Source organism: Segatella copri, assembly GCF_003465495.1.
GTDB classification, from domain to species: domain Bacteria; phylum Bacteroidota; class Bacteroidia; order Bacteroidales; family Bacteroidaceae; genus Prevotella; species Prevotella copri_G.
Window position 1 is genome coordinate 21448 of the sequence record NZ_QSAV01000037.1, and the last position, 15808, is coordinate 37255.

Sequence of the window (15808 nt, forward strand, 5' to 3'; positions counted from 1 at the left end):
TTTTAGATTACTATTTAGACGGCAAAGCCTGGGTCATATTAATCATGAACCAGGTTGCCATATCATGTATCTTATTATTCCAATGTAGGAATCTTCACTACCTGCATATCGTTGTAGATCAGATTCTCGCCTGCCATACCCCAGATAAAGGTATAGTTGCTGGTACCTGCTGCACAGTGGATAGACCACTCTGGAGAAATCACAGCCTGCTCGTTGTTCAACCAGATAGGACGTGTTTCCTGTGGTTCACCCATTACGTGGAGAATCTTCTGACCCTCTGGTACATTATAATAGAGGTAAGTCTCCATACGGCGGAGGTGAGTATGAGCTGGCATGGTGTTCCATACAGAACCCTCCTTCAACTCAGTAACACCCATCTGCAACTGGCAGGTACGAACACCGGCTACACCGTCGATAATCAACTGGTGGATTACACGATCGTTGCTCTCCTTCAGGCTACCAGCCTTGATGTTGTTGGCATCCTTCAGGGTAACCTTCTTGGTAGGATATGTCTGATGAGCACAAGCGCTGTTCATATAGAACTTAGCTGGCTTAGCTGCATCCTTGCTGCTTACCTCGATGTTCTTGGCACCACGACCTACATAGAGAGCCTCCTGGAAACCGAGCGTATACTTCTTGCCGTCAACGGTAACAGTACCCTCGCCACCGATGTTGATGATACCCAACTCGCGGTTGTCGAGCAGATTCTTCTCATCGTTTGGCTTGTCTGTATAGAGAGGAGCGATAGAAGTCAGCTTCAGAGGAGCGGTTGTTGGCTCAGCACCACCAATGAGGAAGCGGTCGAACATGGTGTATGTCCAGTTTATCTCGCCTGGAGCAAACACCTTCTCGATAGCGAATTCACTGCGAAGGCGGTCTGTTGTATAGTGCTTTGCATCCATCGGATTGCTTGCATAACGAACGTTGTAGTTAGTGTAGGCATTTTCTGCCTTCACTTCATAACCACATTTTCCACACTGGCCAAAAGCCTGACTTGCTGTTAATACCATTGCTGCTAATATTAATGTTAATTTCTTCATAATTATCTTGTTTTATTTTTTACCTTTTTACTTTTTTTCTTCCTTCACGATGCGCTGACGGTTGATAACCATCATGGCTACCGTGATGACTGCGAGAACACCCATACCTACGTATGAAAGCTTCACACCGCGATAGATAACCCATCCGAAGAGAGAGGATGCGAAATCGAGTGCACCGCCTGAGAATCCGTCAGGGATATGAGCGGCATTATCGCCTGTTGCTGCATAAACCTGGTTGGCTGCCAGCGTAAAGTCTGGTGCCATATCGGTAACGAAGTAGAGACCGATGACGAGGGTTACCAGGCCGATGATAAGCGTCTTCACCACATTACCTCTTGTAAACGGCAGAATCATTGGGAAGAGGTAGAACATACCTGCCAACGAAGCCAAAGGCAAGAATTGGTTGCCTGGCAGGAAGACTGCGATAGCCAGGATAACCGGAATCAGAATCACAGATGCTACCAGGGTAGTAGGATGGCCGATAACCAGGGCAGGACTCATACCGATATGAACCTTCTTGCCGTTAAACTTGGTCTTCACCAACTCCTGTGTCTTCTCTGAGATAGGCTTCAAACCGTCGATAAACAGGGCTGTAATACGAGGAATCAGCTCCATCACGGCTCCCATCGTTACACCCAGGAAGAGAATCTTCTTGATATCGAGCTGGGCTGCCCAACCTATCAGGGCTCCTACGATAACACCGAGTACCAGTGGCTCGCCGAGCACACCAAACTTCTTCTTCAGTCCCTCTGCATCGATGTCGAGCTTAGAGAAACCCGGAATCATATCGAAGAGTTTATTGAAAACGATTGCGAATGGCATGAAACTCTGGCAGAATGGCTGCGGAATAGAGATACCATCCAAATCGTAATATTTCTGGAATCTGTCGGCTGTCAGGTCTGCACAGACCAAGGTATTGATGTAGCAGACGATGGCTGCGAAATAGCCCCAGAGCAAACTCTGACCCATCACGAAGTAAGCCACCGCACCGATAAAGGCGAAGTGCCAGTAGTTCCAGAGGTCGATATTCACTGTACGTGTTGTCTTGGTAATCAACATCAGGAAGTTGACACCCAGACAGATTGGGATAATCAATGCTCCCACTGCTGTATTGTAAGCTACAGCTGCAGCTGCTGGCCATCCCATGTCAAAAACGTTTAACTGTAAGTGGTAGATGTCTGAAATAGCCTTCAATGGGTCGTTGAAGTTGGTAGTCAGCAATGCTGTTACCACGCCCAAGCCTACGAAACCCACGCCTACGAAGAGTCCCGACTTCAGAGCCTTTCCGAATTTCATGCCAATACACAGACCGATGACCGTGAAGATGATAGGCATCATCACGCTCGCACCGAGACTGATAATATAGCTAAATACTTGTTCCATTTTAATTTTTTGAATTGTTTAATTGTTAGAAAATACTCGACAAGGAGCACCCTTTTTTGTCTTTAGATGATTTGTTGTGTGCAAAGATACACTTTTTTCTTCAATTACAATACGTTTTGATGGAAAAAATTACGCAAAAAAAATCCCATCAGAACATTTCTGATAGGATTTCTCTATTTTTATACGTTTTTAAATGATTTTTTACCGAATCGGTCTTCATTCTTCCCTCTTCACTTCCTAGTCCTGGAAGTAAACTCTCTTCACACGGTTGCTGATGGTGGTCAGCACCTCGTAAGGAATCGTCTCGAGGATGTCGCTCAGTGTCTGGACAGGCAGATGCTCGCCGAAGATTTCTACCGAATCTCCTTCCTTGCAAGGGATGTCGGTCACGTCTATCATAGCCACATCCATACAGATGTTGCCCACATAATCTGCCTTCTGACCGTTCACCAGACAGTAGGCATGACGGTTGCCCAGACGGCGGTTCAGTCCGTCAGCATATCCGATAGGGATGGCTGCGATGACGCTGTCTCTGTCGAGAATTGTCTTGCGGCTGTAGCCCACACTGTCGCCTGCCTTCACGTTGTGCATCTGCAGAATAGTTGTCTTCAGGGTGCTCACGCAGTTAATGGTCTTGTTGTTGCGCGAATTGATGCCGTAGAGTCCGAGTCCCAGACGACACATATCCAGCTGGCGCTCCGGGAAGTGCTCGATACCTGCCGAATTGCAGATATGGCGCAATATCTTATGGTCGAAGGCTGCCTGCAACTGCTTGCTGCCCTTGTCGAAGAGTTCAAACTGATGAGCTGAGAAATCATCGAAACTGTCATCATCGCTGCCCACGAAGTGAGAGAACACAGAACGTGGGATGATGGCATTCTGGTGCTTCAGCTTGCCGATGAGTTCCTCCATATCGTTCTCCGGGTCGAAGCCCATGCGGTGCATGCCGGTATCCAGCTTGATATGGACAGGGAAACCGGTTACTCCCTCTTTCTCAGCTGCCTTGATGAGCGCATCGAGCAGACGGAAAGAGTAAACCTCCGGCTCCAGGTCGTAATCGAACATGGTCTTGAAGGCGGTCATCTCCGGATTCATGATCATGATGTTGCTGGTGATGCCGTTCTTGCGCAGCGTAACGCCCTCATCGGCTACAGCCACAGCCAGATAGTCTACACGATGGTCCTGCAGGGTCTTGGCTATCTCCACGGCACCTGCACCGTAGCCGTCTGCCTTGATCATGCATACCAGCTTGGTTTCCGGCTTCATAAACGCACGGTAGTAGTTCAGATTGGCTACCACGGCGTTCAGATTCACCTCCAGCGTAGTCTCATGTACCTTCTGTACCAGCAGTTCGGTGAGCTGGTCGAAACCAAACTGGCGGGCGCCCTTCAGCAGAATCACCTCATCGCGCAGGGAAGCAAACACCTCGCTGGCGATGAATTCCTCTACATTCGGGAAGAAGAACTTCTCTGAAATCTGAATCACGTCGTGCTGCTTGCAGAGCTCAGGACCGATACCGATGAACTTTACCACGCCACGTTTACGGGCTAAATCGCTCACCTCTTTATATAATACCTCCGGTGCCTGACCGCTCTGGTAAATATCGCTCAATATCAGTGTATGGCGACGACCGCGATGGTCAGGACGGCGGTTCATGAAGTCGAGAGCGATATCAAGCGAATTGATATCACTATTGTAGCTGTCGTTGATCAGCGTACATCCGTGCTGTCCTACCTTCACCTCCAGTCTCATTGCCACAGGTTCGAGCTGTGCCATGCGCTTGTCGATATCTTCAGCCGAAAGACCGAGTTTCGATGCCACGACGGCAGAGATGATGGCATTCTGTACAGATGCATCGTCGATGAACGGGATAGAGAAACTGTCTTCCACACCTTTATATATATAGGTAATCACGCTCACGCTCTGCTGCTTCTCGATGTTCTTTACATAGAAAGGAGCCTCCGCATTCTTGAGCGACCAGAAGAGTTTCTCGCCCTTATAGTCGGGATAATCGGCTATCACCTTGCTGATAACCTCGTCATCGCCATCATAGATTACGGTCTCTGCATCATGGAAGAGGATGAGTTTCTCCCGGCATTTCTCCTCCATGGAAGAGAAGTTCTCCTGATGGGCAGCACCCAGATTGGTCAGTACGGCGATGGTTGGCTGGATGATGTCACGCAGGGCAAGCATTTCGCCAGGCATACTGATACCTGCCTCGAAAACGCCCACCTGGGTCTGCTCGTTCATCAGCCATACCGACAATGGCACACCTATCTGAGAGTTGTAACTGCGCGGACTGCGGGTAACAAACATGCTTGGCGAGAGCAGCTGGTAGAGCCACTCCTTGACCATGGTCTTGCCGTTTGAACCCGTGATGCCTACGATAGGGATGTTAAACTCGTCACGGTGGCGCTCAGCCAGACGCTGGAGAGCCTCGAGCGTATTTACTACCTTCAGGAAGTTGGCTCCCGGATAATCAGAAGCATAGCCCTTAGGCACATTCGTTACAACAAAGTTTTTCACACCTCTGCGATACAGCTCAGGGATGTAGTTATGACCATCATTACGTTCCGACTTGAGCGCAAAGAACAGAGTTTCCTCTGGGAAACAAAGTGAACGACTATCGGTCAGGATAAAACCGATGTTGGTATCATTGTCTCCATAGCGACGCGCACCTATCAGTGTGGTTACCTTTTCAATAGTATATGTCATTGTCTTGTTATTTAAATATTCTTTATTTTATAAGAGATGATATTTCTCCTCAAATTGTCTTTTCTTCTCTTCCGTCCTGGCGATGAACTTCTGGTGTTCCTCGCTCTCGGGATGGAAGGGCTTGTGGCCGAGTGCTTCGCGGATAGGCCTCCAGTCTTCCAGAAACTGCTCTGCTGCCTTGCCGAAGTAAGTTGCCCGGAACCGCTCCCAGATATATTCCACAGCCTGTTCGCTCGGGTGCAGCATGTCTTCCTTATAAAAGCGGTAGTCACGAAGTTCATCGTTCATGATCTCGTAAGCCGGAAAATAGCTCACCACTCCGGGATTCTCCTTCACCAGCTTATCGGCTGCCAGCAGGAGCGTAGCCTTCGAAAGCTGACTCCCGTGATAGCCGTATTTCGCATAGCGGATAGGGCTTACCGTGATGATTACCTTCAGAGTGCCTTCACTGCTACCGGATGCTGCGGTCTGCGATTTCAGCAGATTGATAGCCTTCTGCAGATAGCCGGCACATTCGTCCACGCTCAGTTCCCGCTCTTCGAAGAGGCGCTGCGGGCGTTTCTGGCAGTTGTCCACTATCTCGCCCGTCTCCTTCAGGATATACACATGGTTGGTACCCAGCGTAAAGACAGCCACACGGGGACGCACCCCGGAACATTTCTCTACCGTATGGAGAATGCTTGCCGGATTATACATCACCCCGAAGGGATTCACCGTAGCCCGGAAGCGGTTCTCCACAAACCGCCTACCCAGATTGTCGGCAAAGCAACTGCCCACAAAGAGCATCCGCTCTGCCGCCCCTATCTCGAAGTCGGCCTTCGGAATATCTATTTCTGTTCTAAATCGCATCATCAGAATTTGCAATCAGTCTATCAGTCTAAGGGGATTTGCAATCCCCGCTATTCCTTCTTGCGCTTTCTCACCTCAACCACTACACCTATTATAATAAGGAGAGCCAGAACGCCATAACCGATGTAAGCCACCGTCTCGGTATTCTTGAGCGACTGAGGATGGAAATCGAGAACCACTTTGTGATTACCAGCTTTCACGTTCAGCGCACGCAGAATATAGTTCACTCTGCCCAGCTCAGCCGGCTGTCCATCAACCGTAGCCGTCCAGCCCGGATAGTAAATCTCAGAGAATACGATCACGCCGCCCTTGCTCGACTTCACCTCGTAAGTCAGGTTGTTCGGCTTATACTGCGTCATCTTCACCACTGAAGTATCATCCTGCTTCACGCTCTGCGCCAGCTGTTCCTTGAATTTGGCATCAGCCACAGCCACGTGTCGGAGGTTCACCTTGCCCACGCCATCAATTTCCTCGTTGGCATTGTTCACATACTTCACCTCGTCTACGAACCATGCATTGCCGTAGGCATACGGATTCAGAACCGGAACGGTCTGTCCGCCCTGCAGCGGCATGATGAAGTATTTGGTATTCAGCATGTTCAATACCGGATAGATACTGTCGCCGTTCACCTTGGTCATATCGCCGCCCGCAGCAGCTACCGCCTGCATCGTCTTCTGCATCTCAGGAGCGATATGTGCCTCAATCATCTCCTGGTAGCGACGGAGCTTGGCTGGATGATAACCGCCGATGCTCTTGTGGTAGTAAGAGGTTTCGTTCTCATTGAATGTATTCGATGCCAGATTCAGCACACGGTAGTCGAGTTCCTTGTCACGGCAGATAATCTTGTCGGTCTCGGTCATCTGCTGCGGTGTATCGCGCTGCGCCTTGTCAACGAACATATCATCATAGAGATAGCGCTTGTTCACCATCCACATATCCACCAGACAGAGCACGGCGATGCCGGCAATCATATATTCCTTGCCCAGCTTCTTCATCTTGAAGAGCATCAGCAGTGCCGAACCGATGAGGATAATCCAGAACGAACGCCAGCAGTCGGATGTAAAGATGCCCTTGCGGATATCCGTCAGATTGCTCATGATTGGAGAGATATACTCCTGAGGCAACTGCTGCAGCGCCTGAGTCTCCTGTACCGATACGAAATCTGGGAAGAATACGCCCGGCATGATGGCAAAGAGCAGACAGAAGCCTGCTGTCAGACCGAAGCTGGCATATACATATTTTATCTTCTCTGTCAGAATCTCCGGCTCATCTACAATCTTCTTCAGCGCCATCATCGACAGGAACGGGATGGTGAATTCTGCGATGACCAGGATAGATGCCACCGTTCGGAACTTGGCATACATCGGCACATAATCGAGGAAGAAATTGGTAAACGGCATGAAGTTTCTACCCCAGGCGAGCAGAATGCTCAGGATGGTGGCAGCAAGCATCGCCCACTTCATCGGACCCTTCACGATAAACAGGCCCAGGATAAAGAGCATGCAGACGAAGGCACCTACATATACAGGTCCGCTCGTTCCCGGCTGGTTGCCCCAGTACTGTCCCAGCTGCTGGTAAATCTGAACGAAGTTAGGATCAGCCTTCTCCATCGCCTGCTGGTTCTGCGCCAGCGGCACGGAGGCACCGCCCTTGGCATTCGGAATCATCAGCGTCCACGTTTCGTCAATACCATAGCTCCACTGTGTGATATAGTCTCTATCCAGACCGCTGCTGGTCTGATTAGCCGCATTTTTCTTTACGAGTTCACTCTTTCCACGCATGGTTTCCTGACCATACTGCCAGGTATGATAAAGGTTCGAGAGGTTGAGCGAGATACCGATGAGGGCACCCACCACGCATACCGCCGTAGCCTTTCCGAAGTGTGCGAGTTCACCTTTCTTGATGGCATCTGCCAGGAAGGCAATCACCATGAAGAGGATGATAAAGAGGTAGTAATAAGTCATCTGCACGTGGTTAGCCTGCACCTCGAAAGCCGAGAAGATGGCAGTAAGGAGCAGTCCCTTGAGATACTTGCCCCGATAGGCAAGCACCACGCCCGCAATCATCGGCGGCAGATAAGCCAGCGCCCATACCTTCCAGATATGTCCGGCAGCGATAATGATAAAAAAGTAGGACGAGAATGCCCAGATGATACTTCCCAGAGCCGCCAGCGACTGCCTGAAGTTGAAGGCACGCAGCATGATATAGAAACCCAGGAGGTATACAAAAACATACCAAACATAGTCTGGCAACCACAGATGATATGCCTTCACAATCTGGCTGAGCACCTGATTACTGTCATACGAAGGCGACATCTGATAGGTAGGCATACCGCCAAACACCGAGTTCGTCCATCGTGTAGTCTCTCCCGTCTGCTGCTGGAAGAGTTCCTTTTCATGTCCCAGTCCCTTTCCTGCCGCTGCATCATGTCGGAAGAGGATTCGTCCGTCCATATCGGCAGGCATAAAGTAGACGAAGGAGATGATTGCAAATGCAATAACTACCAGAATATCCAGTAGATACTTCTTCAAAAATTTCATAATTTCTATATAAACGTTTATAATTTGAAGGCAAAGATAGCACAAATTGGAGACAAAACAAAAAATATAGCAAAAATTTATATTTTTTTTGTTGAGAAAGTTGTATTAGGTCAGAAATAGGGGTTCCCCTCTATCATTTAGGGAAACGCTCGCTGCCGTTTCGTTTTTTATTCGTACCTTTGCACCGTAAAACAAGTTTCTTCAAACAGCATATATTAATGTATAAAAGAATAAGGATTATGAAAAGATTAGCATTCATCATGATGGCATTGCTCCTGGCTCTGATGCCGGCAGCAGCACAGAATTATCGTGACAGCAGATATTACAACAGCAGGACAGACCGTCTCGACTACCGTTACAACTACGGCAGCCCGTATTACGGATTCCGCATCGGTCCTGCCTTCACCTTTGTCAATTCCGACGATTCCCGTCTGGATGGTGGCGACTGGCAGACCGGCCTGAATGTGGGCGTAGTAGCCGGCATTCCATTGACCGACAGCGCCCCACTCTATCTCGAGACCGGACTTTCGTATATAGAGAAAGGTGGCAAGAAGGATCTTCCTGACGGCAAGAAGATGACCTACGACCTCAACTATCTTGAGATTCCAGCCGTACTGAAGTACAAGTACGAGGTAGACGACCACTTCTCCATCCAGCCTCAGGTAGGCGGCTATTTTGCCGTTGGTGTAGGAGGCAAGATCAAGAACTTTGCTGAGCGCGAAGCAGAGAGCTCATTCAAGGATGCAAACTTCCGCCGCCTTGATGGTGGTATCCGCATCGGCTGCGGCATCGGCTACGACATGTTCTATGCCGATCTCACCTACGACATCGGTCTTGCCAACATCTGCCACGACAGTTTCGACAAATCGCGCAATGGAGCCCTCCAGTTCAATTTCGGAGTTAACTTCTAGGAACAGACAAAAGCCCCTGATGCAAGAACACATCAGGGGCTATAAACTATTAACTATAAACTTCACACAGTTCCAAGTATCGCTGGGCGAGGTCATGGATGAACTTTCGTCCTCGTTCGGTCCATACGAGATAGGTATGGGTGTAGGCTCTGCCCATCTTCTCCTGTCTGCCATCGCTCTTCGGGTCGAGGAAGGCGCTGTAGCGGGTGCGGCTCTTCGCTAAGCCCATGTGGGCGTAATCGGCATAAAGTAGATACTGACCGCTCTGGTAATACTGGATATGCAGGGCACAGAGCGAGCGGTTCAGTTCCTGCGCTGTGATACCGAGTTCCTTCGCAATCTGCGTAGTAGTGAAGCAGGAAACGGAATCGAGCACGTTATCGCTATAGAGCGCCTTCGGCAGAAGATTACCCACCTGATTCTCCAACTGGATGATGTTATCACCATTCTTAGCGATGCGAACCACCTGCTCATCCACCACATCATTCAAACGGCGGATTTCCGTATCCTGTTCGCCGATAAGCTTCTTCTGCTGCTCAATCTGCAGACGTTGCTTCTTCAGCAGATTCTCCTTCTCCTTGAGCGTAGCACGGAGGATTTCTTCTGCATGTCGGATTGTCTCCTCATCACTCTCGCCCTGCTGCACCGGGATATAACCGCCCGTCTTGCGAATCTGTGGCAGCACATCGGCCGTAACCCAGTTCTTGAACTTCACGGCAGTAGAAAGCTTGGAGCCGAGAACTAAAGCATAGAAACCGCTCTCGTTGACGAAGATCATCTGTTGGGAGCGTTTAGTTGGGGTTCCATCCTTACGCAAACGCCCCGAAAGTTTGACGTTGTGTTTCGCAACGTCAAATGTATTAACTAACTGACGCACAGCACATCTTGCAATCTTATACCCCAGTATATCACAGACATCCTTTGCACAGAACTGCGGTTCTCCATTTTCATCGGTCAAGGTACGAATCTTACCGAATTCAGGGTTTTCAAACACGACAGCAATTGCTGCCTTCTTATCCATTTCTACTTTATTTGTATTAACTGACTTTACCATAATAATTTGTTTTTAAAAATTAATAACTCAACATTCAAAAATCAACATTCAACATTACAAAATCGTAATCCAAACGCTCTCATCCCGTTCTCTCGCTGCGGTAATGGCATTCATGAGCCTGTGCAACCAGATGCGGGAATTAAAGACGGCACCCTGTAATTTATTTTCACCTACCAGAATGCAGCCCTGCGTATCATCGGGATAATTACCGGCATGGATGCGGATGCCCTCAAAATCAGGAACACCCTGCACAAGCGGAAGCCACTTCTTAAATCTCGGCGATTTCGAGATAACAACAGCATACGAGCCTTCCGGTATCGCCGTATGACCCGGTATCTTGCGGGCTTTCTTGCCCGATACCCTGCTGTACCGTCCATTCTCCTCTTCCGGCTTCAGTTCGACACCCAGGAGGTTTCTCCACGTAGGCTCCAGGGTATCACAGAAGTAATGCTCCTTGTTCAACTTCGCCATATCGAAGCTATGCTCAAAGATACGCTTGTCGCCTATTTTTACCCCCGAACGCCAAGTACGCTTTACATCCTTATCGCTCAGGATATAAAGATGACCTATCGTATAAGTCTTCTTCTTTGCTATTCTTTTTACAACTATTTCCATACGCTATGAATTCTCCTTTCGGAATTTAAGTTTAATAAAAACTGAGGAACTGAATTTCTGAGGAACCGAGTTGCTATCCTTAACCTTGATGTAATGACGCTCCTTCCAGTTACCTAACATTCTTGAAGTTCCCTTCTTATCCATACCTCGTGCTACACGCAAGTCTATCACCTGCTGGTAAGTAAACTCATCCGGCAACTGCATCAGCATGTTGGATGGCCCTCGCTTGCTCGACTTCTCGCCTGTATCATTCGCCCTCTTGATGGCATCACCGAAGAAACGCATCTTGCAGTAGAGGTCGTAACGCTCGCTCCAGCGGATGAACTCGTCAATCTCCGGTTCCCATTTGCAACCATTCGCCACATACAGCACACACGCCTTCAGGTAGGCGATGACGTTGGCACGGAAAGAAAGGTTCTCGTAAACCCTATCCTGCGACAAGCGCGAGAACTCAGCATTCTCTTCCTTCAGTTTGAGGGCAAGCTGGAATGCCTCAGGGCAGTCAATCAGTCCCCTGGCGTTGTTCAGATTCTCGATATAAGGCTTCAGCGCCTCACGGTAAGCATCATCGTAATCGCCGTAAACAGGCATTTCGTCACCGATTTCACGCTCCGGAATGGTACAGAAATTGATACGGCTTATCGGACCGTCTGTCAAAACTTTTGAGAAGTAGCGTTGCCCTTTCTGAATGGTGGTAGATGCATTCCAGTTGAACCTGATCGTTACCCTTTCTGTCACACTTTGAACGCCAACGCGCTGTTGGCCAAAGAGGTTGAAGGGGTCAAAGGCGAGGCACATGATGCGGAACTGCTGGTTGCCGCTGCCCCGGAGTGCATCAAACTGATCCAGCTCGTTAAGCGAAGTATAGAGGAAACGCCCCTGCGCCTCTGCGGTTCGCATCACGAATGCCGGACTGGTCATATCAGCATCAATCTCCTGGATAACAAGATTATCCGGTCGTTTGCGCTTATCCTTATTGGCACCCTTGCGCGTCACCTCCTCCTTCCATTCCTTCTCACGTTTCAGATTCTCCGCATCCCGCTTTCTGATATCCTCCATAATATACCTAATCGGCTTATCCACAGACGATTTACCTGCACCCGTACCGGCAAGCAAGCAAGTAGAAAGCGTAGCCTCATGCACTACATTATCAATATATCGGAAGCTCGTCTGCCAGAGGTGAGTAGCCAACGGTGGAAAGATAGCGTGCGCCACTGCCGGCTTATAAACCTCCGGTGTCCGAGATATCAGCAGTTCCACCAGTTTCGGCAGTTTCTCCGGCATCGCTGGCGGTTCCGGATAATCCTCCTCGGTACTTTGAACTTGGAGATTTGAACTTTGAACTGTATAATTACCATCTGCATTTGAATTTTTCACTCTTCGTTCTTCACTCTTCACTTCATTCGCCTTCTGCTCCGCCAGCGCATTCACCCTTATCACATCCCTCGACATCGGCTTGGAGCTGTCAGCATATTTCGCATAAAAATCATGTATCAGCTGATGGCAGTCATCCTCCTGATAGTAGCTCGGCATTTTCGTCCTCACCACCTTCATCAGTTCCTCCTCACTCATCACCCTCGAAGCGCCTGCGCTCATAATGGCGAGGAGCGAAGAGTGCCGAGACCCGACGGTATCAATCGCCATTCCTTCAAGCCCAGCCGACTGCACGAACAGATCAAAGGCTATCAGATTCTTCTCGCTGGCCTCTCCCAGTTCACCAGAGCCATGATTGCCCGAAAGTCTATTGTTTTGAACATTGTCATTGCTATTGCCATTAACTGTAAACTGTAAACTATTAACTTTTGCATCTCCCCTTCCGTCAACCGTCAGTCCACGGTCCAGAAAAGCCTTTCTGCGAGCCTGTATCTCGCTCTCCGGCATCACTGCGCACCACATTTTAGATCGGTAGATTTCCGAGTCCTTATCCGTCAGGAAAATCATCCTCTCAGGTGTGATGCAGCTCTCATCATAAGGCACGCCCAGCGCCTCACAATACGCCTTCTGCGTCTCTTCGATGGTCATCCCCACCGGCATTCTAATCCCGATATGCAGCTTCTTGCGAGCGCTATAACAGAGATGCAGTAACGAGCCGTTCCATATCCCCGAAGAGCAGTTCAGCTCGCGCGCCTTCTCAATCGCCTTTTCCACATACTCCTTATCATCCACATCGATAATCGTCTGGAAGAGAAAGCTTTCCGGCATCGCATTCTCCTGTCTGCGCACATTATTCTTGAACATGCCGTAGTGCGGACAGAAGAAAGGCAGCTCGCTCTTGAGCCTCTCCTGCGCCTTCTTCACCGCCTGCGCATCGTTCAAATCCACTCCGTCAATCGGCAATTCACCCCGAATCTGCTGAATCATCTTCTTGATTTCCTTCGACCCGATGACCTTATCATAAGTATCGATATTGTAAGAAAAAACTTTCCCTTTATTTCCCTTACGATAAGGGTTAATTGCCACAACATGTACTGTCTCCATTTTACCTCCATATTTTTATTAATCGAACACTTCGCTGTTAATCATGATATACCCTGAGCCATAGCTTATATTGATAGGCAGAATCAGCGAGTTATCCGAAATCTCGTCGACCCCGTTCGCCTCGAAGAGCGAAGCATTCTCAGCATCATTCAGTCTGCTCTTGACGAACCCTATTACCCATTTTGCCGCAATCTTCTCGGCAGCAACACGCCTGTCAACAAGGTCTTTCACCAGCTGTTCATCGCAGAAGTTAAGATCCGCATTCACGTTCTCAGCCACCGCTTCTTCCTTCCCCATTTCCTGGTTCTCGAAGAAGAGGTTATACTTGATTTTCATATCCTTCATCATCATGATGTTCAGATTTTTCAGTTCCCCCTCCGAGTCAGCAATCGTCTCATAGAGTTTCTGTACCGACTTCTTGAAGATGTTTTTCACGTCCATCAGGCAGTAATAGTTTTTGCCTCCAATCACCACCACCCTCAGTTTTCCGTACTGCGGATGAACAAAATAAAAAGGTTTCATTGCTTTCATTTTCAATATTCCTTTTTTTTAAAGTTGGGCGCTCCCACAACGGTTGATGTGCCTATACACAAAAGCCCCCGAAACCCAGACCATATCGGTTCTGAATTCCGGGGGCAAATGTACGGCGATTCTGCGACAAAAAACTAGTACGTACCAGTACTGTCGTACTAGTACTACTTGCAAAAAACGGTCATTTAACCTATATATTTATTGATTTTATCTCCAAATTCACCCATAGAAGGCATTGAGATAGCTTCATTGTAGCGCGTTCTGAGCACAGCAGGGTTCATATCCCATAACTGTGAGAATACTTTCCATAGCTTGGTAATATGCAGTTTGATGGATAACTTATAGGCAAGATAACCCTTCTGGTAGCCAGAAAGATTGACAGGCTGGAAGTTTTCATCCAAAATCCCATGCTCATACAAACTCTTCAGAATCTGTTGTGCTTTTTCTCCTTTCAATTCTTTAGGAATATTACGTTTATGAGGTAAGAATAACTTGGTTATGCCAGATGCTTTCTTTTTATTCCCTTTGTCCTCTTCATCATCATCTTCAAAGTCAGCTTCCGTCATATCGGAATCAGAAAAATCATCTCCCTTATACCTCTCTCTTGCGGCATCATGCGAAGGATTGAAGTTCACGACATTGCCAAGATTCACACCTCCCACATGGATATCTCCATTAAAATTTAGTATGCAACTGACTTTCATGATTCAAAAAGATTTATAAGGTTATCAACACTTGTAGTACCCTCAAATACGCGAACGCCTTTCAGGTTAACTACGATATCAACACTCATACTGATGATTCCCAACACAGCCAGGGCAATCTTCAGTTTTACGATAAGTTTAGTCATATATCTTCTCTTTTTAAGATAGACTAAATTTACTTCCTCAATCTTGGAAGAAGAGGTGGCCCCTGGAAGTTTTCCAGGGTGAATCCTTACTTCGGAGACATTGAGCTGCAGAGCAGTATGAGGAATGTCCCCCTAAATTTCATGTTGTATCTTTCATTTTTACACTGGTTAAGTTGTTGTTATTTATAAGAACTTATTACTCTCTACTGGTGTCAGACGACATAATCTCTTCTGCCCAGTTATATTTATTTTATTCCTTGCGTTACGAATTTACGCAAATCAATTTTCTTCTTGATCAGGTCTTCTACATCATTAGCCGATTCACCATAAATTTTATGGTATTTTTCTTTCATGTCAAAGAGTTTATTCAGCCACAGTTCCCGTTCAGTAACATGTTTCTGGTAGTTCTCCACCGCCTCGTTTTCCTGATGAAGATAGTGACCTATAATATAGCAGAATTTATTAAGTGTATTATGAGATACAGAGGATTTCATAGATCTTAAATTCTTTACGGTAGGATTAGAAATATCAAACTCCAATTCCAACGTTTTAAGAGAACAGATATCATCAAAGAGCATCTGCTCAAGAAGTGGACCCACTCTCTTGATCTTCTTTTCTTTCAAATACTTATCAGAGTATGATTTATCGTATGAATTGCCTCTTGCCATAATATACATTTAAATTTGAGTGCTAAATTACTCTTAATTTTCGACACTTGCAAGAGTCGTGAAAATGCTTAATTTTCACAATGTATACGATTTTTTTAATGATTCTCAGAAAAGTATACAAAAAAAGGGAAAAAGTGAGCAATTTACGTTACTCGCCTTCTTCCCCTTACTTTT

At 47.7% G+C, this 15808-nt stretch carries 13 protein-coding genes; 1 reads left to right on the top strand and 12 read right to left on the bottom strand.

Going from position 1 to position 15808, the window contains the following annotated elements; genetic code table 11:
• Window positions 1-74: 74 nt before the first annotated feature.
• From kduI to DWV53_RS11105, 5 genes are all read right to left on the bottom strand, one after another.
• Window positions 75-1040, bottom strand: coding sequence for a 5-dehydro-4-deoxy-D-glucuronate isomerase (kduI, locus tag DWV53_RS11085; RefSeq protein ID WP_118153801.1), 966 nt, complete (start codon window positions 1038-1040; stop codon window positions 75-77).
• Between the two features lie 27 nt (window positions 1041-1067).
• Entirely contained in the window at window positions 1068-2423 is a 1356-nt protein-coding gene (locus tag DWV53_RS11090) for a PTS galactitol transporter subunit IIC (protein ID WP_117695507.1), read from the bottom strand.
• Window positions 2424-2660: 237 nt separating this feature from the next.
• Entirely contained in the window at window positions 2661-5138 is a 2478-nt protein-coding gene (locus tag DWV53_RS11095) for a bifunctional UDP-N-acetylmuramoyl-tripeptide:D-alanyl-D-alanine ligase/alanine racemase (protein WP_118153804.1), read from the bottom strand.
• Between the two features lie 27 nt (window positions 5139-5165).
• Window positions 5166-5987, bottom strand: coding sequence for a GSCFA domain-containing protein (locus tag DWV53_RS11100; protein WP_118153839.1), 822 nt, complete (start codon window positions 5985-5987; stop codon window positions 5166-5168).
• Window positions 5988-6037: 50 nt separating this feature from the next.
• On the bottom strand, window positions 6038-8527 hold the full coding sequence (locus tag DWV53_RS11105) for a YfhO family protein (protein ID WP_118153807.1): 2490 nt from the start codon (window positions 8525-8527) through the stop codon (window positions 6038-6040).
• A gap of 239 nt (window positions 8528-8766) precedes the next feature.
• On the opposite strand from DWV53_RS11105, the gene DWV53_RS11110 reads away from it, so the two are divergent.
• Window positions 8767-9438 carry a PorT family protein gene (locus DWV53_RS11110; protein WP_259318971.1) on the top strand — a complete coding sequence of 224 codons (672 nt, stop codon included), beginning with the start codon at window positions 8767-8769 and terminating at the stop codon, window positions 9436-9438.
• A 49-nt stretch (window positions 9439-9487) separates the two neighbouring features.
• Here DWV53_RS11110 and DWV53_RS11115 read toward each other — a convergent pair whose 3' ends face one another.
• The 7 genes from DWV53_RS11115 to DWV53_RS11140 form a co-directional block, all read right to left on the bottom strand.
• On the bottom strand, window positions 9488-10492 hold the full coding sequence (locus DWV53_RS11115; RefSeq protein ID WP_118153813.1) for a phage antirepressor: 1005 nt from the start codon (window positions 10490-10492) through the stop codon (window positions 9488-9490).
• A gap of 54 nt (window positions 10493-10546) precedes the next feature.
• On the bottom strand, window positions 10547-11107 hold the full coding sequence (locus DWV53_RS11120; RefSeq protein ID WP_118153816.1) for a DUF5675 family protein: 561 nt from the start codon (window positions 11105-11107) through the stop codon (window positions 10547-10549).
• A 3-nt stretch (window positions 11108-11110) separates the two neighbouring features.
• Window positions 11111-13585, bottom strand: a complete 2475-nt coding sequence (locus tag DWV53_RS11125; protein ID WP_118153818.1) for a hypothetical protein — start codon at window positions 13583-13585, stop codon at window positions 11111-11113.
• Window positions 13586-13603: 18 nt separating this feature from the next.
• Window positions 13604-14116, bottom strand: a complete 513-nt coding sequence (locus DWV53_RS11130; protein ID WP_118153821.1) for a spore coat protein — start codon at window positions 14114-14116, stop codon at window positions 13604-13606.
• A gap of 185 nt (window positions 14117-14301) precedes the next feature.
• The gene (locus DWV53_RS11135; RefSeq protein ID WP_118153824.1) at window positions 14302-14820 is read right to left on the bottom strand and encodes a hypothetical protein; all 519 of its coding nucleotides are present in this window, start codon (window positions 14818-14820) and stop codon (window positions 14302-14304) included.
• Window positions 14817-14966: a hypothetical protein gene (locus tag DWV53_RS15785; protein ID WP_181992474.1), complete on the bottom strand. Its 150-nt coding sequence runs from the start codon at window positions 14964-14966 to the stop codon at window positions 14817-14819. Before DWV53_RS15785 ends, DWV53_RS11135 begins: the two co-directional genes overlap by 4 nt.
• A gap of 245 nt (window positions 14967-15211) precedes the next feature.
• Window positions 15212-15634 carry a hypothetical protein gene (locus tag DWV53_RS11140; protein ID WP_147468781.1) on the bottom strand — a complete coding sequence of 141 codons (423 nt, stop codon included), beginning with the start codon at window positions 15632-15634 and terminating at the stop codon, window positions 15212-15214.
• Window positions 15635-15808: the final 174 nt, after the last annotated feature.